Annotated in this window: 15 protein-coding genes and 2 pseudogenes; 5 read left to right on the top strand and 12 right to left on the bottom strand. The window is 59.5% G+C overall.

From position 1 onward, the window contains the following. Positions 1–15: 15 nt before the first annotated feature. The 6 genes and pseudogenes from FH08_RS0126735 to FH08_RS0126710 form a co-directional block, all read right to left on the bottom strand. Complete coding sequence (locus FH08_RS0126735) at positions 16–1,125, bottom strand: FUSC family protein (protein WP_031361301.1); 1,110 nt, start codon at positions 1,123–1,125, stop codon at positions 16–18. 150 nt (positions 1,126–1,275) lie between these two features. Beyond that, positions 1,276–2,826 (bottom strand): monocarboxylate uptake permease MctP, encoded by a 1,551-nt coding sequence (gene mctP, locus FH08_RS0126730; RefSeq protein WP_031361300.1) that lies wholly within the window; start codon positions 2,824–2,826, stop codon positions 1,276–1,278. After that, positions 2,826–3,080: a DUF3311 domain-containing protein gene (locus tag FH08_RS0126725; RefSeq protein ID WP_051888568.1), complete on the bottom strand. Its 255-nt coding sequence runs from the start codon at positions 3,078–3,080 to the stop codon at positions 2,826–2,828. Before FH08_RS0126725 ends, mctP begins: the two co-directional genes overlap by 1 nt. A 278-nt stretch (positions 3,081–3,358) precedes the next feature. Further along, positions 3,359–4,279, bottom strand: a complete 921-nt coding sequence (locus FH08_RS0126720; RefSeq protein ID WP_031361298.1) for a spermidine synthase — start codon at positions 4,277–4,279, stop codon at positions 3,359–3,361. Continuing rightward, on the bottom strand, positions 4,276–4,749 hold the full coding sequence (locus FH08_RS0126715; protein ID WP_031361297.1) for a DNA-deoxyinosine glycosylase: 474 nt from the start codon (positions 4,747–4,749) through the stop codon (positions 4,276–4,278). Before FH08_RS0126715 ends, FH08_RS0126720 begins: the two co-directional genes overlap by 4 nt. A 14-nt stretch (positions 4,750–4,763) precedes the next feature. Further along, positions 4,764–5,306, bottom strand: a pseudogene (locus FH08_RS0126710) (chorismate--pyruvate lyase family protein); the annotation flags it as partial. 148 nt (positions 5,307–5,454) lie between these two features. Here FH08_RS0126710 and FH08_RS0126705 point away from each other — a divergent pair. Further along, positions 5,455–5,712: a hypothetical protein gene (locus FH08_RS0126705; protein WP_031361295.1), complete on the top strand. Its 258-nt coding sequence runs from the start codon at positions 5,455–5,457 to the stop codon at positions 5,710–5,712. Positions 5,713–5,800: 88 nt separating this feature from the next. Here FH08_RS0126705 and FH08_RS0126700 read toward each other — a convergent pair whose 3' ends face one another. The 3 genes from FH08_RS0126700 to FH08_RS0126690 form a co-directional block, all read right to left on the bottom strand. Continuing rightward, a complete protein-coding gene (locus FH08_RS0126700) occupies positions 5,801–7,579 on the bottom strand; it encodes an Ig-like domain-containing protein (RefSeq protein ID WP_152602929.1) in 1,779 nt (592 codons plus the stop codon). A 370-nt stretch (positions 7,580–7,949) separates the two neighbouring features. Beyond that, positions 7,950–9,857, bottom strand: coding sequence for a molecular chaperone HtpG (gene htpG, locus FH08_RS0126695; protein ID WP_031361293.1), 1,908 nt, complete (start codon positions 9,855–9,857; stop codon positions 7,950–7,952). Positions 9,858–10,017: 160 nt separating this feature from the next. Further along, complete coding sequence (locus FH08_RS0126690; RefSeq protein ID WP_031361292.1) at positions 10,018–11,460, bottom strand: PLP-dependent aminotransferase family protein; 1,443 nt, start codon at positions 11,458–11,460, stop codon at positions 10,018–10,020. 334 nt (positions 11,461–11,794) lie between these two features. Between FH08_RS0126690 and FH08_RS0126685 the strand changes: the two are divergent. From FH08_RS0126685 to FH08_RS0126670, 4 genes and pseudogenes are all read left to right on the top strand, one after another. After that, positions 11,795–12,466 (top strand): annotated as a pseudogene (locus FH08_RS0126685) (VOC family protein); the annotation flags it as partial. A 425-nt stretch (positions 12,467–12,891) separates the two neighbouring features. Beyond that, on the top strand, positions 12,892–14,088 hold the full coding sequence (locus FH08_RS0126680; protein WP_031361290.1) for a PLP-dependent aminotransferase family protein: 1,197 nt from the start codon (positions 12,892–12,894) through the stop codon (positions 14,086–14,088). An 85-nt stretch (positions 14,089–14,173) separates the two neighbouring features. Beyond that, on the top strand, positions 14,174–14,638 hold the full coding sequence (locus FH08_RS0126675) for a RidA family protein (RefSeq protein WP_031361289.1): 465 nt from the start codon (positions 14,174–14,176) through the stop codon (positions 14,636–14,638). Between the two features lie 609 nt (positions 14,639–15,247). Further along, on the top strand, positions 15,248–17,656 hold the full coding sequence (locus FH08_RS0126670) for an EAL domain-containing protein (protein ID WP_075583382.1): 2,409 nt from the start codon (positions 15,248–15,250) through the stop codon (positions 17,654–17,656). A gap of 84 nt (positions 17,657–17,740) precedes the next feature. On the opposite strand, the gene FH08_RS0126665 is transcribed toward FH08_RS0126670, so the two are convergent. From FH08_RS0126665 to parC, 3 genes are all read right to left on the bottom strand, one after another. Further along, a complete protein-coding gene (locus FH08_RS0126665; protein WP_031361287.1) occupies positions 17,741–21,604 on the bottom strand; it encodes an autotransporter domain-containing protein in 3,864 nt (1,287 codons plus the stop codon). A 151-nt stretch (positions 21,605–21,755) separates the two neighbouring features. Next, positions 21,756–22,214, bottom strand: coding sequence for a CopD family protein (locus FH08_RS0126660; protein ID WP_031361286.1), 459 nt, complete (start codon positions 22,212–22,214; stop codon positions 21,756–21,758). 211 nt (positions 22,215–22,425) lie between these two features. Further along, positions 22,426–24,738: a DNA topoisomerase IV subunit A gene (gene parC / locus FH08_RS0126655; protein WP_031361285.1), complete on the bottom strand. Its 2,313-nt coding sequence runs from the start codon at positions 24,736–24,738 to the stop codon at positions 22,426–22,428. Between the last annotated feature and the right edge of the window lie 58 nt (positions 24,739–24,796).

Below are 24,796 nucleotides of genomic sequence, written 5' to 3'. Positions count from 1 at the left end.
GGACAGTTCACCCGCTCATCGATGAAACGGCTGCGCGCCCTCTATGTTCCATTGCCGCTCGATCTCGATCAGCCGCAAACGCAGTCTATCGACCTGTTCCGCCAGCCGTTGCGCGAGCCAGTACGGACCCTGCAGTTCAGGTGCGAGGTCCGCCGCGACGTTCACCGTCTGTTCCAGTCGCGCGGCCGCTGCAGCAGACCCGGTCGCGGCGTGCAGCAAGCCTACCCGCCCAAATCGCAACGCGCGGGCAATTAGCAGCAACGTGTGCCTGATCGCCCGCTCGTTCGTGTGAGCGCTGGTGGCAAGGCATAGCCCATCGGCCGGCATGGACGTCGCCATCATTTCGAGCGCGCTGAGAATTGCCCGGTGCTGGCGCTGGATGTCGTCGAGCACCGCGGCGGGCACGTCGATCTCTTTTGCCACCGACGCCAGCAATGAACGCGATGTCACCAGCCGCGCGTTCATCGTGAGGAAGCGTTTGGTCAGGGTGTCGGCGGGTATTGGCCGCCCTTCCACGATCGCGCTGTAAATCCGCGCGCTCTCGCGCATGTTGTCGGCAAGCCGGTAGCGCCATGAATAGGTGGCGTATTGCGGCAGCACGAACGAAAACGCGAGCGCGATCACAATCCCGATCAGCACCGTCAAGGTGCGCCACAGGCCGACTTCGATGGACAGGTCGCCATGTCCCGCGACGATGATCGTCGTAATGGCCGTCAGCAACGCGATATACCCTGGCTTGCCGATGGCGTGATACGCACAGACGCCGGCAATCACTGCCAGCAGCACGTACGTGATCATGGTCGAATGCGTAGCCGATTGCAGCAGGATCAGCCCAAGCCCGAGCGACGCGCCCAGCAATGTGCCGACCGCGCGCTCCGCGGCTTTCTTGCGGATATTGCCGTGATGTTGCAAGCCGCCGATCACCACCAGCAAGGTCACCGACGACCACTCGCCATGCGGAATATCGATACCCGAGGTCAGTGCAATCGACGCAAGCAGCGCCAGCGCCACACGTGCCGCATGCAGGTATTTGGCGTAGCGATAACGAAAATACGGCGAACCCAGCACATGCAGTAAGCGCCGTGCCTGGCTTCGGTGGGGCCTGGTCGTATCGGTCGAGGACATGCGGTTCCGTTAAGTTGACGGACAAGAAGACGGGTAAAACGCTGATGAAACCGGGCGCCGAAATACAAAACGCCCGCAACATCCGTTACGGGCGTTTTACCAGCTTTCGGGTCAGGACGGGTTAGATCAGTCCGTTTTTCCCCTTTCCGATCAGGTTTCCGCGACGTCGAGATAATCCTCGGGGCTCGTATGGTCATGCGAACGCTGTAGACCGATCACGCGCACCAGAATACTCACCACGATCGATACCACCAGGTTCACGACCAGCGCCCATACCGCGGCGTAGCCGGGAATCGCATAGCCGAACAGATGGATCGTGAAGATCGAGCCAGCCAGTTTCAGCGATATCGCCATCCACGTTCCCGTCGCAATGCCGGCAGCCCAGCCGATCAGCAAGCCACGGTGATCGAGAACCCGTGTGTACAGACCGAGCACCAGCGCCGGCAGCGTCTGGATAATCCAGATCCCGCCAAGCAGTTGCAGCTGGATCGCGTAGGTCAGCGGCAATGCAAGAATAAACACAACCGCGCCGACCTTCACCAGCAGCGACACCAGCTTCGCGACGTTGGTTTCCTGCTCCGGCGTCATGCTCTTGTTCACGAACTCTTTATGCACGTTGCGCGTGTACAGGTTGGCGGCTGCAATCGACATGATGGCCGCCGGAACCAGCGCGCCAATCCCGATGGCTGCAAACGCCACGCCCACGAACCACGACGGGAAGAAGTGCAGGAACAATGCCGGGACGGCGAAATTCGAACCGTACGCCTTGAAGTACGGAGCGAATTCCGGCATGTCCTTCACGCCCGATGCCAGCGCCATGTAGCCCAGCAACGCGAGCAAGCCGAGCACCAGCGAATACGCCGGCAGCAGCGCCATGTTGCGGCGGATCGTGTTGCCCGACTTCGACGACAACACCGCCGTCACCGAGTGCGGATACAGGAACAGCGCAAGCGCCGACCCGACCGCTAATGTGGCATACGCGCTGTAGCCGTTCAGGCTCGATGCGTCCGGTGCCTTCAGCAGGATTTTCGCCGGATCGACGTGAGCGAAGATCGCGCCGAAACCGCCGAGCTGTGCCGGGATGATGATCATGGCGGCGATGATCGTGATGTAGATCAGCACGTCCTTCACGACCGCGATCATGGCCGGCGCGCGCAGGCCTGAGGTGTACGTGTAGGCCGCGAGAATCGCGAACGCGATGATCAGCGGCAGGTCGCCGATGAACCCGGTCGTATCGAAACCAAGCGCGCCGATCACCACTTCAATACCGACAAGCTGCAACGCGATGTACGGCATCGTCGCAATGATCCCCGTCACGGCAATAGCCAACGCCAGCATGCGGCTGTTGTAGCGAGCGTGCACAAAGTCGGCAGCGGTGACGTAGCCGAATTTCTTCGAGATCGCCCAGAGCTTCGGGAACACCACGAACGCGAACGGATAGATCAGGATGGTGTACGGCAACGCGAAGAAACCGGTCGCCCCTGCGCCGAACACGAGCGCGGGAACTGCGACGAACGTGTACGCCGTATAAAGGTCACCGCCGAGCAGGAACCACGTGACGATCGTGCCGAAGCGACGGCCGCCGAGACCCCATTCATCGAGTTGTCCGAGATCGGCCTTGCGCCAGTGAGCGGCCACGAAGCCAAGGATCGTCACGCCGATAAAAAACAGGACGAAGACGAAGGTTGCGGTGGAATTCATCATCGCGGGCTCCCGGGTGTGAGCTTGGGAACATCGTGGATGGGCTTGGTCTTGACATAGACCACGGCCGTAATCACCGCGCTGATCAACACCCAGAGCAACTGGTACCAGTAGAAAAACGGAAAGCCCATGAGCACGGGCTCGATCTTGTTGTAGAACGGCACCCAGACCACGCCGATCCACGGAAGAACCAGCAGCCAGAGCCACCGTTTGTTGCGAACTTGACCACTGGCGGTCACCGCCTCTTGAGCCATGACGCTCTCCTCTTTCTTTTGAAATATGTTGCTAGACCAAGGCTTTGAGCCGGTCTCGCGGCAAAGCCTCAGTCTTATATAGCGCCCCGAAATAACACGTGGAGTATATGGACGCAGAAAAGCGGGTCAAGCAGGGCGAACCCGAACCGTAATGACAGAAGATAGCCAGATGTAAGGTCCTGGTTTCTTCGGCTGCGCTTCGGCTTCGCTTTGTCTATTCAGGCAGCGGGTTCGTCGCCGGATCTCGTCTTGAGTGCTTTAGCTTGATGCCTTAGCGATCAGATAGAAAAGCTGGTTGCGTCGTCCCCGCCTGCGCTGATCGCCAGCCCCTTGACCCATTGACGAGCCGGCAGCTTCAATTCTTTCTCGATCAGCTTCGCGCGCTTTTCAAGTTGCGCGTACGGCACATCGATTTCCGGACCGGCAAACGCGATGGCGATGCGATTACCGTCGTGAACTTCGGGCAGCGCGATCACGCGGCCATCGAATGCTTCGTTCAGGCGCTTCATGTTGCGCACGAAGCTCGGATGATCGCCGAACAGGTTCACCGTCACCACGCCCGCCGGCGCCGTCAGGCAAGCGCGGCACGCGCGATAAAACGAGGTGCTGTCGAGCACGGGGCCGCGCGCGGTGGCGTCATATACATCGATCTGCAATGCGCCGATGGTGCCGTGATTCGCACTGTCATTGACGAAGTCGTAGGCGTCCTGCTCATGCACGGTGAGGCGCGCGTCATCGTTCGGCAGCTCGAACATCGTGCGCGCCGCAATCACGACGGACGGGTTCAACTCGACCGCTTCCACCTTCGCGCGCTTCAGGAACGCATGCGCGAACTTCGTCAGCGCGGCAGAACCCAGTCCGAGTTGCACGATGCGCTTCGGCGTTTCGATGAACAACAGCCACGCCATCATCTGCTGGGCGTATTCAAGCTCGATGTGATTCGGCTTCTTCAGGCGCATTGCGCCCTGCACCCATTCGGTGCCGAAATGCAGGAAACGCACACCGTCCTCTTCAGAGAACGTCACGGGCGCGAAGCGCGGTTTGCGGGGGACATCGATGCGTGGCGCGTCATCGAGATCCTCGTCGCGCTCGCGCTTCGAGCGCTTGCCGTGCTTTTTCTCTTGCTTGTCGAGTTTGTCTTGGCGCTTGCTGCCGAACGCGCGAGCTTCCGCCGACGCACGTTTGATTAATTGGGTCATTTAAGGATGTCGCGCCAGATGCGCAATTTTTGATCGAACGAGAGGATAGCATTCGCCGGACTCGACGACGGCAGGACCAGGGTTTCATAGCCTGCCGCGCGGATCACGGGCTCGAAACGCCCTGAAGTTTTGCCGTTGAAGCAGAGCTTTTTCAGTCGCGGCGCATGCAGGCGGAATGAGGCGAAATCGTTGGGATTGGCGTGGCGGATCGCGGTGTCCAGGCTGCCTTCGCGCTCGCAGGCTGCGAGTACGTCCCATAGGCCGATGCCGTGTGTGAGTAACTTCAGCACGCGTTCATCGTAGGGAAGCTCGCTTAAAGGCTCGTCGATCACCGTACCCACCAGCCGCCAGAACTGGTTGCGCGGATGCGCGTAATACTGCGCGGCATCGAGCGACGCGACACCCGGGAAACTGCCGAGTATCAGCGTGTGCGTGTTGTCATCGGCGATGGGGGGAAAGCCTTTCAGCATTTTTCACAATGCTCGAGGAAAGACCAAAGCGCCGGCAAGAAGCATTCGGTGACCATCAACGGCGCGTCGAGTCGCAAGAATACCGAACGGCGGGCAACGAACGCGTGCGGTCTTTCGCGAGGCGTTTGTCTCGCGGCGAGCTTATAGAGCGGATCGCGTGCATCGATCCTTCTGCTCGTGAGCGGCGAGCGCCACACGCTGCTATCGCTATAAAGCAATTCTGCAAGCGGGCGCGTCCTTAATCGACGCATGGCTTGCCACACGCCCGAACTGGCATAGAGCGGCACCACGCTGTGCGCCGCGACGAACGGCACGCGGTTCACATGCAACACGACTTCGCGGATCCATACCGGCGTGCGCGGCGTGATGTCCAGCGCGGCGGCTTCATCCCGCCACGGCTGCCCGACCGTCTCGCGGGTGACATCGACGGTGACATCGCCCAGTTCACGCAAATGAGCGGTCAGCGAACCGCCGCGCGTGAGCCAGTCCTTCTGATCGGCGGTGAAAGTGGGAAGCGGACGGTCGCGCCATTGTGTCGTGGAGAGGTTTTTCGGCATGCGCGAGATTATAAAACCAGACACGTATATAGGAGGATTCGTATAGATGTCGGCGGCCGCTCACGGGAGACTGGTGAACCGGTCGAAAAATGATCGGTGCTCGCGGCAATTTTGTTGCGGGCCATCTATAAAGCATGAGAGGAAACGCATGTCGGTCAATACGAAACAAACGTCGAAGGTCGTCGCCACGCTGGCGTCGCATACGTTGCATGATCCGAAGGCGTCGGCGATTGCCAAGAGCCTCGCTGCGTCGGCGTTATCGCAAAGTCACACGCTGAATCAGACGGGCGCGCAAATGGAACACAAGGCCGCTCAAGTACTGGAAAGCAACAAATATTCGAAAGAAACCAAGACGCTCGCGGCCTCGGTGGTAGCGCAGTCGAACAAGGAACGAAAAGCGAAGTAAAAAAGCCGTTCCGGGATCATTCCCGGAACGGCTTTTTATTCCATTCGACTCGGCGCAAGCCTAGTCAACAAGCGACGGTCGAATAGTCTTAATGCACAACAACCTGCACGCTTTGCTGAATCAGCAATTCGGTATGCGCGCCAGCATGTTCGTACACGTTGTACGTCACGCCGCCCACGGCAGCGGTGCCATGCGTTTGCCAATCGGTATCGGCAATGCCCGCAACCTTCGCATGTAACAAGTCGACCGTATCGCCGTTGGAACCATTTACGACCATTTGCTTGTTACCGTCGTTCTGGAACAAGTTGGTTTGACCGAGATTCAGCACATCGAGGAGCGACAGGTTCAGCGAATTGGAGTGTCCGCCGAGATCAATAACTTCCACACCCGAAATCTTGGCGGTGGCCGTCTTGCCGGTCAAAGAGGTCAGATCCAGGACCTCATGACTGCCCGTGAGGTGCAGCGTATGTACACCGGTGTCGCCGCCCGCAATATGCGCCGTCGACTGTTTGAAGTACGCAGCAGGATCGAAGCTCAAGTCGGCAGTCTGATGGTCGCCGGTAGCAACGAACGCATCATTCAATCCGACAGCGAAATGCGTACTGGCGTCGCTAGCCGACTGGCTCGAAACAGCGACCGTGAAGTCAATACCCGCCGCTGCGCTAGTGTTGCCCGCCGCATCTGACGCCATCACTGTAAGCACATGCGCTCCATTTTGCAGAGCCTCGGGCACGGTCCAGGCCGTAACCGCTTTCGTGGCGACCATCGTGCCAATCAGCGCGCCGTTGTCGTACAAGCTATACGTGTTACCAGCAACGGACGAGAAGACGAACGCGGGTGTGCTGTCGTGCAAAGTCGCCCCATAACCGAAATCCGCATAGTTGCTGATCGAATGATCGATCAGGCCGAGTGTATTGGGCGCAGCAGGCAACGAAACAGCGACTTTGAAGTCAATGCTCGCTGCTGCGCTGGTGTTGCCCGCCGCATCCGCCGCCGTCACCGTAAGCACGTGCGCACCATTTTTCAGGGCCACAGGCACAGTCCAGGCCGTAACCGCTTTCGTGGCAACCATCGTGCCGATCAGCGCGCCGTTGTCGTACAGGCTATACGTGGTGCCGGGAACCGCCCTGAAGGCAAACGCTGGCGTGCTGTCGTGCAAAGTCGCGCCATAACCGAAATCCACGTAGTTGCTGAACGAGTGATCGATCAGGCCGAGTGTTTCGGGCGTGGCGGGCAACGGCACAGCGACCGTGAAGGCCATTTCCGCTGGCGCGCTGGTGTGGCCCGCCGCATCCGTCGCCGTGACCGTAAGCGCATGCGCACCGTTTTTCAAAGCAGGCACGGTCCAGTTCGTAGACGTTTTCGTGGCAACCATTGTGCCGATCAATGCGCCGTTGTCGTAGAAACTATACGTGTTGCCAGGGACGGACCAGAAGCAAATCTCGGGCGTGCTGTCGTGCAAAGTAGAAGTGAGTTCGACCACGTTGAGCGAATGATCGATCATGCCAACAATGACCGGCGTTGCAGGCAACGGAGCAGCAAGCGTGAAGTCGATACCCGATGGTGCGCTTGTGTTGCCCGCCGCATCAGTCGCCGTCACCGTAAGCACATGCGCACCGATTTGCAGAGTCGAAGGAACGGTCCAGTTCGTACTATTGGAGTTCGTGGCAACCATCGTGCCAATCAGCGTGCCGTTGTCGTAGAGACTATACGTGTTGCCAATGACGGTCGTGAAGACGATTCCGGGCGAGCTATCGTGCAAAGTCGCTCCATAGCCGAAATCCACATAGTTGCTGAACGTGTGATCGATCAGGCCGAGCATGTTGGGCGTTGCGGGTGCGTTTGAAGCCAGAACGTTTGTAGACATATTTTTAAGACCTTTTCGGATTAGTCCGTGGATGCGATATTTTGATTAGGAATCCGCTGCTCCACGAGCAGTTTGCTTCAGGACATTGCCTGAATAGGCAATGTCCGAAACATCCGCATTGTGTCGACGTTCAACGTAATGAAATACGCGACTAATCCGAAATGACGAAATGGCGTTTCAACTTTTTTCGATCCTCAGGCTGGGCGTGGCATCAAGCGTGCTCGCACGGATCAGATCCGGCGCCGTAGGGCTGACTTTTGGGTCAAGCCTTTGATTTACGTTTGCACTTCAGGCACACGCGGCACGGACGCGTCACGTACAAAAAAAAGCGCCCCGAAGGGCGCTTGGACATTCTTATACCGCTGTGAAATCAGCGCGCCAGCAACAACGCGTTCGTCCGCTTCACAAAACTTGCCGGATCTTCCAGCGATCCACCTTCGGCCAGCATCGCCTGATCGAAGAGCAGGTGACACCAGTCGCCGAAATTCGCGTCATCGGCGTGAAGCTGCTTGACCAGCGGATGCTCCGGATTCACTTCCAGAATCGGCTGCATCTGCGGCGCTGCCTGACCTGCTTGCTTCAGCATGCGCTGCAAGTAACCGCTCATGTCGCCGTCATCGGCAACCAGACAAGAAGGCGAATCCGTCAGGCGGAACGTCAGGCGCACATCCTTGGCCTTCCCTTCCAGCGCAGCCTTCATGCTTTCCACCAGCGGCTTCAACTCTTCGCCGACCTTCTCTTGCGCCTGTTTCTCTTCGTCATTCAACGCACCGAGATCCAGGTCGCCACGCGCCACGCTTTGCAGCGGCTTGCCGTCGAACTCGTTGAGGAACGAGAGCATCCATTCATCGACACGATCCGTCAGCAACAGCACTTCCACGCCCTTCTTGCGGAACACTTCGAGGTGCGGGCTGTTCTTCGCGGCCTGCCATGTATCGGCGGTCACGTAGTAGATCTTCGTTTGCTCGGGCTTCATGCGCGACACGTAGTCGGCAAGCGCCACGGTCTGCTCCGACGACGAATCCGATTGCGTCGATGCAAAACGCACAAGCTTCGCAATCCGTTCGCGATTGCCGTAATCCTCGCCGATGCCTTCCTTGAACACCTGGCCGAACTCTTTCCAGAAAGTGGTGTACTTGGCTTTCTCGGCTTCGTCCGTCGCCTCAGCCGACGACGATGCCACTTCTTCCAGCATCGACAAAACGCGCTTCGTCACGCCTTCGCGGATGGCCTTCACATCGCGGCTTTCCTGCAGGATTTCACGCGATACATTCAGCGGCAAATCAGCCGAATCGACCACGCCCTTCACGAAACGCAAATACGCCGGCACGAGTTGTTCAGCGTCGTCCATGATGAACACGCGCTTCACATACAGCTTCAACCCGCCTTTATGATCGCGGTTCCACATATCGAACGGCGCGTGTTTCGGCACATACAGCAACTGCGTGTATTCGCTACGCCCTTCCACGCGGTTGTGGGTCCACGTGAGCGGATCGTCGTGATCGTGGGAAAGATGCTGATAGAACTGCTTGTATTGCTCGTCGGTGATATCGCTTTTCGGACGCGTCCAGAGCGCGCTGGCCTGGTTCACCGTCTCGTCTTCATCCTTCGTGACCATCTCGGACTTCTCCGCGTCCCACTCTTCCTTCTTCATCAGGATGGGCAATGCGACGTGATCCGAATACTTCTGGATGATCGACTTCAGCTTGTGCGTGGAGAGGAATTCGTCTTCTTCCGGACGCAGATGCAGCGTGATGCTCGAACCGCGTTGCGCGCGCTCGATCTGTTCGACAACGAAATCGCCTTCGCCCGCGCTTTCCCAGCGCACGCCTTCGCTTGCCGGCAAACCGGCACGGCGCGTTTCAACCGTGATCTTGTCGGCGACGATGAAACCCGAGTAAAAGCCCACGCCGAACTGGCCGATCAACGCTGCGTCTTTCTGCTGATCGCCGGAGAGTTTCGAGAAGAATTCCTTCGTGCCCGAGCGCGCGATCGTGCCGAGATGCGAGATCGCTTCGTCGCGGCTCATGCCAATGCCGTTGTCGTCGATAGTCACGGTGCGCGCCGCTTTGTCGTACGAGATGCGGATGCGCAGATCTGGATCGTTCTCGTACAGCGCACTATTTTCGATAGCTTCAAAACGCAGCTTGTCCGCCGCGTCCGATGCATTCGAAATCAGCTCACGCAGGAAAATTTCCTTGTTGCTGTAGAGCGAATGGATCATCAGATGCAGAAGTTGTTTTACTTCTGCCTGAAAGCTCATGGTTTCTTGTGCCATGGTCGGTTCCTCTGGTTGTGTCTAATGTTGACGGATTTTTAGAGCGGTCACGATGCAGCCGGAATGCATCGCGCGAATTCTGCGGAACATGAGGTCGCCCGCGATAATTTCAAGGGGTGCATCGCTGGTTGTGATTGCACTCGAGCGTGCTCCGATAGCGCTACCCGACGCGATCCGAGTAAGCGGAGAGCATGGCGGGCAGGCCCGGATCACCGCAATTGGCGATGTTGAAGCGCATCCACGTGCTGGGCAGTTGATGTGGCGAAAACAAGCTGCCGGGCGTCAGCAAAAAACCGGCTTCGTGCCCTGCGGCGGCGAGCCCTTCGGAGTCCACGCCGGTATCGGCCCATAAAAACATGCCCGCCGATGGCACCAGATATGGTTTGTAGCCGACTTTTTCGAACATGCGGACGGTTTTCTCCCGCACTCCGTCCAGTTTTGCACGCAGTCGTTCGACATGACGCCGGTAGTGGCCCTCAGTCAGCACTTTGTACAGCACGCGCTCGTTGAGTTCGGGGCTCGTCATGCCGACCAGCATTTTCTGATCGGCGATAGCGTTCGCCACTTCAGGCGCCGCGGCGACGTAACCCACGCGCAAGTTCGGCGCGAGCGTCTTCGAATAGCTGTTGAGGAAAATCACTCGCTTCAGCTGGTCAAGGCTTGCAAGCCGTGTCGCGGGAAAATTGGTCGGGCAAAGATCGCCGTAGATATCGTCTTCCACAACGATGAAATCGTAGGTTTCCGCGAGTTGCAAGATGCGAAACGCCTGCGCCGCGGTCAGCGACGTGCCGGTGGGATTCTGCAGCACGGAATTGATGACGAGCATCTTCGGGCGCCAGGTCTGGACCATGGCTTCGAGCGCGTCGAGATCGGGGCCATCCGGCGTGTAAGGCATGCCGACAAGCCGCGCGCCCTGCGCCACGAAGCGGCCGAACATCTGGAACCACGCGGGGTCTCCCACGATCACCGTATCGCCCGGTTTGACGAAAACCCGCGCGATCAGGTCAATGGCTTGCGTCACGCCGGACACCATCACGATTTGCTCCGTCGACGCGCCTATCTCCAGCTCCTCCAGCCGAGTCTGGATTTGCTGGCGCAGCGGCAGGAACCCTTGCGGCGTGCCGAAGCCGAGCATTTGTGCGCCGCTTTGCCGGCTCATGGAGCGCAACGCGCTGGTCAGCAATTCGCCGTTCAGCCAGCTCGCCGGCAGATAGCCTATGCCCGGTCCTTTCGCCGGACTCGACGTGTGCAGCATATTGCGCAGCAGCCAGACCACGTCGATGGTGCTGGGTACAGGTGCGCGCTCAGTGGCTAGTGTTGGGTGGACATGGGAGTCGTTGGAACTGGTCCGGTCGCGCACGAAAAACCCTGAACCGCGCCGCGAGTCGAGATAACCGTGCGCCACCAGCCGTTCGTATGCCTCGACCACTGTAAAGCGCGACACGCCCTTGTCCACTGCCAGTTTGCGGATGGACGGCATGCGCATGCCCGGACGGAACACCCGCTCGTCAATCCGGCGCCGGCCCCACTGGACCAACTGGTCTACGAGCGTCAGTTGCGGCGCGCCGTGCGGCGCGGGGATCTGGTCGAGCGGGACTGACATGTCAGGTTCCATCGGGATTGAATGCGTTCGATGACTGTACCGCAGAGTATCGGATCGATTGTACCGTTACTGTTACGGTCGTTGCCGATACATTTCAGAGTGGGACGATAGGTAAAGTTGGCGGTTTTTGTATGCGTTTCATGCGTTTTTTCTGCCGGGGAGAGGGTTTCGGCGCGGTTTTCGTTGAGTTGAGCGGTGCGCTAATTGTCTGGCCAGTTACCCGGCCGAATGGCTAACGCAGACCCGGCGCAGCGGCACGGCCGGGCGGAACGGGTATGCTGACGAGCTCAGCCGGCGTTGTCCGGGCAATTTTCTTTCAAGCTACTCGCGCACTATGACCGCTCATCCGCTGCAACTCGACCACCTCGTTATCGCCGCCCGCACGCTGGAGGAAGGCGCGGATTTTATCGCCGCGAAACTTGGCGTGGAGATGACCGGAGGCGGCGCGCATCCGCTGATGCGCACGCATAACCGCCTGCTGAACCTGTGGGGCGGCGCGTATCTCGAAGTGATCGCGATCGACCCGAACGCGGAGCCAATCGAAACACCGGAAACACCGCGCCCTCGCCTCTTTGCACTCGACGACCCGGCGCAGCGCAAGCGTCTCGAAGCCGGCCCGCAACTCGTGCACTGGGTCGTGGGGGTGAACCGGCCGAAGTCGCTGACGCGCTGGCAGGCGCAATATCCGGAGCGCATTCCGGCTGTCGTAGCCATGACACGCGGCGGGAACGCATGGGGTCTCACCGTCCCGGGCGATGGCGCTTTTCCAGCGTGGCAAGGTGCCGGTGACGGGCTCCTGCCATCGCTGATCCAGTGGGACACGCCGCAGCATCCGAGCGAATCGTTACCGGAAACGGGTATTGCGCTGAAGTCACTCACGGGGTTCCATCCGCGTGCGCACCTGATCTCCGAGCAACTGGCATGGCTCGGGGTATCGCACTTGATGCAGGTCGAGGTGACGGCGGGCACGCCGGTACTGGTCGCCGAATTTGAGTTGGCGGACGGTTCCGTCGTTACGCTGGGTGAATCGGCGGAAGCGATCGAAGCGGTCAGACAGGCAGAGGTCGCGCCGGCAAAGCCCGCCCGCAAGCGCGCAAAGAGCAAGAAGACCGAGGACGCAACCACAGCGCATGACGTGGACACGCCAGAGGACACGGCCGAGCCTGTGCAAGACGAAACAGCGCGGGAAGACGAACAATAGACCATCCGGCTTGCTTCTTACCGCTGCTGGGTTTGACAAACGGGTTTAACAAACGGGTTTGACAAACGACCCCGACCAGCGGAACACCAGGCACGCGATAATAAGCGTCCGCCGCCGTTCATCTGTCGCGCTGAATTGCAGTACGCAAAACCTTATTCGAAGCACCGTGCAGCATTTTTATCAACCCGCATGCGCATTAAAACCGCTCACCGAGACCAACCGAGGACCCCATGAATCAAGCCGACCTTCAAGCCCAGCCGTGGCAACTTTCCGAACGTGCGAGAAAGCTCACCAGTTCGGCGATTCGCGAAATCCTGAAGGTCACCGAGCGGCCCGAGGTCATTTCATTCGCGGGTGGATTGCCGTCGCCGGCTACGTTTCCTGTCGAGGAAATGCGCGTGGCGTGCGACCGCATCCTGCGTGACAGCCCCGCCGCCGCGCTGCAATACAGCGCCACCGAAGGCTATCTGCCGCTGCGCGAATGGGTCGCGCATCGCTACTCGGTCAACGGCGCGTCGATCCGGCCATCTCAAGTGCTGATCACAACAGGATCGCAACAAGCGCTCGACCTGCTCGGCAAAGTGCTGATCGACCCCGCCAGCCGCGTGCTGGTCGAAACGCCCACGTATCTCGGCGCGCTGCAGTCGTTTTCCATGTATGAGCCAAACTACGTGCAAGTCCCGACCGACGAACACGGCTTGATCCCGTCCTCGCTCAACGCCACGCTGACGGCTAGTGCGCGCCTGCTGTACGCGCAGCCCAATTTCCAGAATCCGACGGGCCGTCGCCTGTCGCTGGAGCGCCGCACCGCACTGGCCGCGTTCGCGCAACGCGCCGGCTTCCCGGTGATCGAGGACGATCCGTACGGCGCCCTCGACTACGCGGGCGCACCCCTGCCAACCATGCTGTCGATGGCGCCCGATCACATCGTGCATCTGGGGTCGTTCTCGAAGGTCCTGTCGCCCGGCATGCGCGTGGGTTACATCATTGCGCCCGAAGAGTTGCACTTCAAGCTGGTGCAAGCGAAGCAGGCAACCGACCTGCATACGCCGAGCCTCACGCAACGCATCGTGCACGAGGTCGTCAAAGATGGCTTTCTTGAAACGCATATCCCGAAGATCCGCGCGCTGTATCGCGACCAATGCGCGGCCATGCTGGCGTCGCTCGAACAGCACATGCCGGCGGGCGTTGAGTGGAACCGTCCGGAAGGCGGCATGTTCGTGTGGGTGAATCTACCGAAACACATCGATACAATGAAGCTGCTCGAGCAGGCAATCGAGCAGCACGTCGCGTTCGTGCCCGGCGGCCCGTTCTTCGCGAATGAAGCGCAACACAACACGCTGCGCCTGTCGTTCGTGACCGTGCCGCCGGCGAAAATCGACGAAGGTGTCGCCAAGCTCGGCGCGCTGATCCGCGCGCTGGTCTGATCTCGTCGCACTGCAAGCGTGCCGCGGCGGGACGACCGCCCTGGCACGCTCTCGCTTCATCCTTTCCATTTCTAGGGAATACCCCATGGCCCAACTGAATGTCTACGACAAGCTGAAGGAACTCGGCATTGAATTGCCGACGGCCGGCGCCCCCGCCGCCGCCTACGTGATGAGCGCGCAAAGCGGCAACACGGTTTATCTGTCCGGCCACATCGCGAAGAAAGACGGCAAGGTGTGGGCGGGCAAACTGGGCGCCACGCTCACGACCGAGGAAGGCCGTGCCGCCGCGCGCTCCATTGCCATCGACCTGATCGCGACGCTGCACGCACACGTCGGCGACCTGAACCGGGTGACGCGGATCGTGAAGGTGATGAGCCTTGTCAACTCCACGTTCGAGTTCACCGAGCAGCATCTGGTGACCAACGGCGCGTCCGAGTTGATCGCCGATATTTTCGGTGAGGCCGGCAAACATGCACGCTCGGCATTCGGCGTAGCGCAGATTCCGCTGGGCGCGTGTGTCGAAATCGAATTGATTGCCGAAGTGAGCTGAAAGCGCTGCTTTAAACGCTTAAGAAGCATAAATCGCTGCAACGAATTTTAGTCTTGTTCTTAATCCCGATGCCGCCCGGCATCGGGATTCAAAATACCGCACTTCGCTCGCTTAAATTCACTTTCCAGAAACATGCGCCGCCCCGGCCGGAACCCCTCCAGATAAGCGCTTCAGCCTATCCGTGTATACCTCGATACATCGCCTCGCCGCCGCGCTTCCTTAAATGGGTGGCCTTCAGTAATATCTAAGCCGGCTGTCATTGGTATTATCTGACTCAGCCGCCATTATGGAAATCAGCCTCACGCGGGGGAGACTGGATAACCAGCGGCTATCGGTCAACCCGGGCCAACGCCGGACGGAGTTCTAAAAGCAGTAATACCAAAACCATCGTAAGCGAAATGCAAGCGTGCTTAACGCGCACGCTGGTCCCAGTCTGCGAAGAGGGGCTGCAAAATAAACTCGAACGATGGCCCGGATTTATTGGAAATCGGCAATAACACCCCGCCTCACCGGCATTGGACGCATTACTGCAATGCCGACACTCATTTGTGTTGTTCCGGACGCACTATCGGCGCAACCCGTCACAGGGTCCATGGACTGACCAAACCCATGAATCGATTACGGCCCAAAGCGCCACGCGACATGAAACAAGCGGATTTTCCGCGACGGCGCCGCGCATTGTTCGCCATTCCAGCGCTGGGCGCGCTCGTGCTCGTCCTGCTGTGGACGGTGATCTTCGCGCGCCTGTCGGTGGAGCGCGACGCCGCCACGCATGCGTCGATGGCCTCGGCGGCCATCCTCTCGTCCGCGCTCGAGCAACACACGATCAAGGCCATTCATCAGGTCGACCAGATCACGCGTTTCGTCAAATACGAGTTCGAGAAGACGCCTGGACAGTTCAACCTCGCAAGCACGGTTGAAAAAGGCGTGGTGCAAAGCGACACGCTCGTGCAGGTTTCCTTGATCGATGAACACGGCATGCTGATCGGGTCCACAGCCGGCGCTATAGCAAAACCAGTCGATCTTTCCGATCGGGAACATTTCCGGATTCACCAGCTTTCCAACGACGACCTGCTTTACATCAGCAAGCCCGTACTCGGCCGCGTTTCCCGCCAATGGACCTTGCAGATCACGCGCCGCCTGAATCATCCCGATGGGTCGTTTGCCGGCGTCGTGGTGGTGTCCGAAGATCCCAGCTACTTCACAAGCGACTTCTACAACGTGGCGTCGATCGGACGCGACGGCGTGGTTGCCGTGATTTCGGACAACGGCTCGGTACTCGCGCGCAGCACGGGTGTAGGTCCTGGTCCGGGCCCGGCGTCCGTCTCACCGGATGGCCGCCCGATGAAACAGGTCGACGGCAACGATCCGCGCGGCGGGTTCACAGCAAGCGGCGTGTACCCGACTTCCGAGCATGCGTCCGGCATCTATGTCGATCCGATCGACAACGTCACGCGCATCGTTTCGTATCGGCACATAGATGGCTATCCGCTCGGTGTGCTTGTCGGTCTGTCGCAGGCAGAAGAATTCACCGACTTCAATCACACGCGGCGCGTTTATCTGCTGATGGCGACTTTCATCTCGCTCGCCATGCTTGGCTTTTTCGCGGTCGCGACCGGGCTGATCGGCAAGCTGCTCGGGCGTGAGCGCGAGATGACGCATCTGGTTGAATACGATTTACTGACCGGTCTGCGAAACCGCTATTCCACGCTGCAAATGCTGCGTCACGACGTTGCCAAGCCGGAGAACGTCGGCCATCTCGCGCTGCTTTTCATCGATCTCGACAACTTCAAGACCGTCAACGATACCCTCGGCCATAACGCCGGCGACATCGTGCTGCAAATGACGGCGTCGCGGCTGGCGGAAACGGTCAGCGACAACGGCATGCTGTCACGTATTGGCGGCGATGAATTCGTCGTGGTGGTCAAGGGCGTCGACGTCGAACGGCAAGCAGTTGAACTGGCGGAAGCGGTTTCGCATATGTTCGCGACGCCGTTCGACGTGCGCGGCAGCGCCTTCGTGTTGCACGCGAGTATTGGCATTGCGTTGTATTCAGTGTCGAGCGAAAGCGAAATCGACTTGCTGAAGAAGGCCGATCTCGCCATGTACAGCGCGAAGGACGCGGGCAAGAACTGCTATCAGTTTTATTCGCCGCAGTTGTCACATCGCGCCGATCATTTGATGAAATGGGAACAGCAATTACGGGTCGCCCTGGCCCAGGATCAACTGTTCCTCGCTTATCAGCCGAAGATCGACCTGACCCGGCGATGTATCACGGGTTTCGAAGCGCTCGCCCGATGGAATCATCCTCAGCACGGTCTGATTCCGGCTAACGAGTTCATTCCGGTCGCGGAATCGACGGGACTGATCGTGCCTATCGGCGACTTCGTGATTCATACCGCTTGCCGGCAATTAGCCGTCTGGCAGCGTCAAGGCTACGACGGGTTGTCACTCGCCGTGAATATCTCAGCGGTGCAGTTCTGGCGCGGGGATTTGCTCGAGACCGTGGCGGCCGCTATTCGCGAAAACGGTATTGCGCCGGGGAAACTCGAACTCGAGATTACTGAAACCGTGATGATGGAGTTTCCGGATATCGTCGCGGAAAAGATCTCTGCGTTGAAGCGGCTTGGCGTCAGGATCGCACTGGATGATTTCGGTACCGGATATTCGTCGCTGTCTTATCTGAACCGGTTTGCCGTCGATACCCTCAAGGTTGATCGCTCGTTCGTTCAGGCGATTCCGCACGACCGCAGTGTTTGCGTGATGGTCTCCGCCATTGTCAATCTCGCTCGGTCGTTGGGATTGACGGTTGTGGTTGAAGGGACCGAAACCGAGGAGCAGGTTGCATGGCTGTCCCGGCTTGGACCGATCGAGGCCCAAGGCTTTCTCTTTTCTCGCGCGGTTCCGGCAGACGGGGTACAGGCGTTACTCGACCGGTTTGGGGTCTGCGGCCTGGGACTCATGGCCGACGTGGCGGCCCTGCCGTTGGGGGAAGCGCCGTCCAATGCGGTTGATTGATTCTGGGGGTCGACTAGATCGCAAAGGACGATGGGGCCGTGTTTAAGGTCGGAGCAAGGACCGGTTGAATCAGGTCTCCCTGCGTCACCATCGGTAATCGATGCCTGCGCTTCCCGCATGCGTGTGACCACCGCCGCCGAACTCACCGTCGTAGCGCAAAAAAGCGTGGATTTGCCGGCCCAATTCCACTCGGGCTCCAAGACCGACTTGTGCCATATCTCGCGCCGGTCCGCTGCCGTGAACCGTAAAATCACTGTCGGCTGCGCCTTCGAGGCGCGCATTGATCGCTTGTGTCTGCGTGCCATATTGATGAGCCCAGGCCAGTTGCCCGTTCAAGCTCCAGGCGCGGCCGAGCCACTCGACGGCTTTACGCCATTGCGCACCCAGTAACGAACGCATTGAATTCGCCGTATTCCCTGAGACTGCCAGATCCACCGAATCTGCACCGGTTTCAGTAAATGCCGGATTTTCAACGCTCTGTATTTCAAGCGCCACGAACGGTGTGAATACACCAAATGTTGCTACTGGAAAATCCACGCCGTTACTTAGCGATGCGAAGAACTGGTTTCCATCGACGTTGCCAAGGGCTGTGCGCGGGGTATCGGTGAAAAAGAGGGAGCGTTTCATTTCATCGTCATTGCGCGCATAGCCGATCGTGGCCTGGAGCCAATAAGCTCCCGGCACGTAGCTGCCGTAAAGCGCAGCCTGATAGCTATCGAATTGGCCGTGAACAGGCAGCGTGTCGATCGACGTATTACCGTGGACGGCAACCAACGCGGCTCCCAGCGTGAACCGCGGCGCGACGCGATAATCGACGCCGGATATCACGCCGGCCACGCTTGTTTGCTGGCCGAGCCACGTGTCATACCCGCCTGTCCTGCCAGTGCTGCCGATCACGCTGATCCACGAACATGCCCTCTCCCCGCTTGCAGACAACGCAGTCGCCTCGCCCGCAGCACATGCACCCGTGGTGCGGGCCACGGTCAATCTTGAATCGATTGCGTCCATGCCCAAGCGGGCGGCTTCGAAGAGGGCGTTCGGGAACGCGGTATAGGCTTCCGCGCCCAGTTGGTCGATTGCCGCGTAAGCCGATGAACCTTCGAGGTTCAGCAGGTCACCCGTGACGGACAGAAAATCGCGAGTGGGCAGAGCGCCCGTGCCAATGCCCGCTACACCATGATCAAGTGCCGCTTCGACCGCCATCTGGTTCGGTGTGCCACCGGCGAACTGGAAGCCGCGTTGGACGTGAATGTAGGCATTGTTCGCGTCGTAGATTAACGTTGGCAAAACGAATGGGCTAAACGTTGTGATGCCCGAGAAAGCGCCGTTTACACCAGAAGTTGTACTAAGTATCTTGTACGTGTCACTTTGCGTGAATAATCCGGCGCGCAAATGCGCTTCTACTGTGCCACCTTGTAGCGTTGCGGTGCCATCGACGCTGATGAGGTCGATTCCTTGCGGCGAGACATTGGCTTCGTAGCGGCTGCCGGCGGTCTGGATGTATGAGCCGGCGACCGACAGTGTGCCGATCGCCAAGGGCTGAAGACCTGTTGTCGCTGCGGTGCTCGTCACGCCGGGTGCAATGACGCCTTGCAACGTGAGCGCGCCATTCAAGGTTCCCGTTCCAGTCAGGGTGGCGCCCTGAGCGACGGTTATCACCGGGCTGGTCAAGGTGCCTGTCAGGCTCAGGGTGCCACTTTCAATCGCGCTTGAGCTACCTACCTGAACGGAACTGGATACGGTCCAGTCGGTGCCTTGCATCGCCAACGTGGAAAAGCCGTAGGTGCGACTGGACAGTGTTCCCGAACCCTGGATGACCAGCGCATTCGCCGAGCCGTTTCCGCCATCGAGGTCGCCTGATACCTGACTGCCGCTGTCGAGCGTCAGGCGATTGCCCGATCCTGTAAAACGAACCGCGGCGCCACTTCCGCTCAAGGTTCCGGCGTTATAGATCGAAACATTTGAACCGGCCTGTACGGCGACGCCTCCCGCGCTTGTAATCGAGCCGCCCTGCTCATTCGTCAGACTTGCTGAACCTGTTGATGCATCGATCGCGACGCCCGTTGCGTTTGCACCTTCCGCTGCGATAGACCCCGCGTTGGTGATCGAGACATTCGGGCCGGCCTGTACAGCAACGCCTGCTGCGCTTTTGATCGATCCGCCTTCTTGGTTCAGAAGGGACGCAGGGCCCGTTGGCGCATCGATTGTCACGCCCGCTCCATTCCCGCCCGTCGCCGCAATAGACCCTGCGTTGATAATCGAGACGTTCGAGCCAGCCTGGACGGCAACGCCTCCTGCACTTGTAATCGATCCGCCCTGCTCATTCGTCACGCTCGCTGAGCCGGCTGAAGCGTCGATCACAATACCCACTCCGTTTGGGCTTTGTGATGAGATAGCCCCCGCGTTATCGATCGACACATTCGAGCCCGTCTGCGCTGTGACACCGGCCGCACCTGTAATCGATCCGCCTGGTTTGTTTAGAAGAGTCGTAGGGCCCGACGATGCGTCGATCGTCATCCCGGCTGCGCTCCCGCCCTTCGCTGCGATAGACCCCGCGTTGACAATCGAGACATTCGAGCCGGCCTGCACGGCAACGCCGGCTGCACTTGTCACCGATCCGCCCTGCTCGTTCGTCAAGCTCGCCGCGCCCGTCGAAGCATTGATCGCAATTCCGGCTGCGTTCCCACCGCTCGCTGCAATGGAACCCGCGTTGACCACGCTCGTTCCCACACCATTTGCGGCCACCGCGGCGACACCCTCTGCACTGCTACTTATTGATCCACTATTGACTACGCGGCTCAACGCATTGACCGACACCGCGTTTCCCGACGAAGCGATAACCGCGCCGCCGGACAATACCTCGATGTCGATCCCCGCTGCCCCTGGCGTTGCAATGAGACTCCCGCTCAACCGCCCCGCCATCGCCACGCCGCCTCCGCTGACGAGCCATGTCTGAGCGGCGCTATTTGTGCCGGTCAAGGTCCAGGTGCCTGAATCGTTCTTTTGCAGGATGTCGAAGCCGCGATATTGCCCGGATGCACCAAGGCTCGATATATCGAATCTTCCCGGACTGGCTCCGCCGAGCATCAGCGTATTGGTCGTGGATGCGCCATGCGCACTCGCATCGACAATTCCGGTAATCACCGAGGTCCCCGCCAGAATCAAGGTATTGTCATTCGGGCCGAAGAGAATCGCCGTGCCCCCTTGTCCGGTGATGGTGCCGCTGTTGGAAACCACGCTGCCGACGCCGGCTGCGCCGACAGTCAGGTCAATTGCCGTACCGTTGAACGAACTGATAAGTCCGGCGTTCTGGATCGTAATAGCCGAATTTGAAATAACGCCTGGACCGTAAGCGGCAATTTTCCCTGTAGCGAGATTCGTGACGGTTCCGCCGTTCGGTAAGTGAATCCCCGACTGGGTTTGGGTAATATCCGATGCCGAGCCGCCAATATCACCCGCATTGGTGACTGAGCTGCTTGCGCTATTGGCAAACACGCCGTCGAACCGGCCCACAATAAAAGCGCCGACGGAATTAGTCACGGTACCGCCGCTATATAGCGCCACGGCTGTCGTGGCCCGGCTAATCAGCGATCCGTTATTGACAAGTACAACGGGGCTGTCGAATTCGACCGAGAAATAACCGCCGGTGACGGTTCCATTATTCGTGAGTGCCCACGTGGCTGACTTGTTGGACTGCCCATCAATCCCGATGCTGCCCTGTGCGGTCGTATCGATATTCGCGCCGGTGACGACGTTGTACGGATTGCCCGCCGGAGCCAGCACATAGCCGGTCAAGGAACTGTCGAGGTCAGTGGCACTCGCTTTCCCGGCTATACAATTGATCACGATCAGGATGGTTATCGGAACGTCCCGCCAGGGATGCCCCGTTTTCGACCAGGATACCGCCCAGCCGGAGCGTCCCCTTGCCAACTCGTCCAAAGCGCGCATTGCCCAGTTCCCAAAACGATAGGACTCAGCACTTTAGACTGTCGTGAAGGTGTTGACCATGAGCAGCAATAGCTTCAGACACGCAATGAAACGGTGGGACTTGTTGGTGCAGTCCACTGTCCATTTCTGCGAGCGATTGTGCAATAACGCGCTACATTCCCCGCGACAACACCGCTGCGCCAATGGTCACCACACCCAGCACGATATTGACCAGGACCAGCCTCCTGATCGTCCCCACTGCTCTTGCGCCATCCGGCCAGTTTTGCGCTTGCACTGCGCGCCGGATTTTAGGGAATACGCCAAAGCGGATATGGCCGAAAATCAGCATCATCACAATGCCGAGACCCGCCATGGCGTGTAACGGCAACGCCGCGTGGGCGCCGCCGAATTGCGTCAGCAAAAAGCCGCCGGTCAGCAGTATCACCAGCACCGATGCCGCCACCCAGTTGAAAAATCGAGCGAATACCGACTCCCATAACGGCAACCTCAATTGCGGCGATAAATCCGCTATGGCCGGCCGCAGACAGAAGTGAGCAAAAATCATCCCGCCAATCCAGACCGCTACCCCTAACAAATGCAGGAACAGCGCCACTTCAATCGCTTTATTCATTAACGTTCCTAAATGCAGGTGAATCACCGGTTCCCACTGCCGAGCCAAGCACTCAATCACCCAAGCACTTATCCGCCGCCTATTTTCGAAAGCTTCGGGCGTTCGACCCGACGAGGCGAAGCCAGTTCAAGTATTTTCGAGATAAACAAACGCCCCGGGGCCGGCTTAGCCAACCCGGGGCGCGCAATTACGCGTTATTGCGCGTCGTTTATCAGCCTTCGAACACCGGCCGCAACTCCGTCACCTTGATAGTCGACTCAGGCGCACGGCCCTTGCGCGCCCGCTTGCCTACGTGTGCTTCCAGGGCCGCGCCCGCGAGTTTCTCGTCACGCGCCTTGCCGCCGCGGCCTGTGCCGATCAGCACCAGGCCGCGTGCGTCGACAGCCAACGCCTGCCTCAACGTCTCCTTCGGATCGAGCGCCATCAAAATGACGCCCCGGCCGCCGCCCGACAAGGTCTTCATCTCGTCGATATCAAATGCCAGCAGGCGCCCGTTGCTCGACAAGCACACGACCCGAGTCGCGCCCGTCAGGACCGGCATGGGCGTAAGTGGCGCCGCGCCTTCGTCGATGGTCATGAACGACTTGCCCGCCTTCACCCGGCTCACCATGTCGCCCAGCTTGGCCATGAAACCAAAGCCGTTACTCGATGCCAGCAGCAGCGGCTGATCGACCGAAGCGGCGAAATAATGCAGCAGATGCGACCCCGACTCGAGCTCGATCAGCGACGTGACCGGAACACCGTCGCCCCGCCCGCCCGGCAGGATGGCGACGGGCACGGAGTACACACGCCCGTTGCTGCCCCACGCGATCAGCATGTCCGGCGTACGCGCCTGGAACGCGGCGTAAATGCCGTCGCCGGCCTTGAACTGGAAGCTGGCCGGATCGAGGCCATGCCCCTTCAACGCGCGCACCCAGCCCTTTTGAGACACCACCACCGTCACCGGCTCGTCGACCACCCGCACCTCGAACGTCGCCCGCTTTTCCGGCTGGATCAACGTGCGGCGATCGTCGCCATATTGCTTGGCGTCAGCTTCGATCTCCTTGATCAACAGCCGTTTCATGGCGGCGTCGCTGTTGAGCAACTCTTCGAGCTTTTCCTTTTCGCTGCGCAATTCCTTCAGTTCCTGCTCGATCTTGATTGCTTCGAGCCGCGCCAGTTGCCGCAAACGGATTTCAAGGATGTCGTCGGCCTGACGCTCGCTGAGGCTGAACCGGTCCATGAGCGCCTGCTTCGGATCGTCGGCTTCCCGGATGACACGAATCACTTCATCGATATTCAGGAAGACGATCATCCGCCCTTCGAGAATATGAATCCGGTCGTTCACCTTCCCCAACCGATGCTGCGTACGGCGCGTGACTGTCGTGAACCGGAAGTTGACCCATTCGTGCAGGATCTCGCCAATGCTTTTCTGGCGCGGCCGGCCGTCCGTGCCGATCATCACCAGGTTGATCGATGCATTCGATTCCAGACTCGTGTGCGCGAGCAGCGAATTCACGAACTCGGTCTGGTCGATACGGCTCGACTTCGGCTCGAACACAAGGCGCACCGGCGCATCGCGGCCAGATTCGTCGCGGACCGTGTCGAGCAGGGCGAGCAGCGTCTGCTTGGTCTGCAACTGATCGGGACTCAGCGCCTTCTTGCCGAGCTTGATCTTCGGGTTCGTCAGTTCCTCAATTTCCTCGAGCACTTTCTGGCCCGATGTGCTCGGCGGCAATTCCGTGATGACCAATTGCCACTGACCGCGCGCCATCTCTTCGATCTTCCAGCGCGCCCGCACCTTCAGGCTGCCGCGGCCGGTTTCATAAGCCGCCGCAATCTCGGCCTGACTCGAAATGATCTGCCCGCCGCCGGGGAAATCCGGACCGGGAATCAGCTCGACCAGCCGCGCATGATCGATCTTCGGATCGCGGATCATTGCAACCGCAGCGGCCGCGACTTCGCGCAGATTGTGCGAAGGAACCTCAGTCGCCATCCCCACGGCAATACCGGACGCGCCGTTCAGCAGCACGAATGGCAGGCGCGCGGGCAAAAGCTTCGGCTCCTGGAACGATCCGTCGTAGTTCGGCATGAAATCGACGGTGCCCATGTCGATTTCATCCAGCAGCAATTTCGCGATCGGGGTAAGACGCGCTTCCGTGTAACGCATGGCCGCCGCGCCGTCGCCATCGCGCGAGCCGAAGTTGCCCTGCCCGTCGATCAACGGATAGCGCATTGAAAACGCCTGCGCGAGACGCACGAGTGCGTCATAGGCCGACTGGTCACCGTGCGGATGGTATTTGCCCAGCACGTCACCCACCACCCGAGCCGATTTCACCGGCTTGGCGGTGTTGGCGAGGCCCATCTCGTTCATCGCGAACAGGATGCGGCGCTGCACGGGCTTCTGGCCATCGGAAACGTCGGGCAGCGCCCGGCCTTTGACCACGCTCACCGCATAGTCGAGATACGCGCGCTCGGCGTAATCGCCGAGCGTCAGTTTTTCGCCTTCAGGCGCGGCTTCTTGGTCCGCGAAGAGATCGTCCATCAGATTTCCAGTGTTATGCGTTGACGAGGTTCAGAGTGTGCATACAGCATCAGGCCGG

It is taken from the genome of Caballeronia sordidicola (assembly GCF_000729995.1).
In the GTDB taxonomy this organism is placed as follows: Bacteria; Pseudomonadota; Gammaproteobacteria; order Burkholderiales; family Burkholderiaceae; genus Caballeronia; species Caballeronia sordidicola_A.
This window is presented reverse-complemented; position numbering and strand designations above follow the sequence as displayed.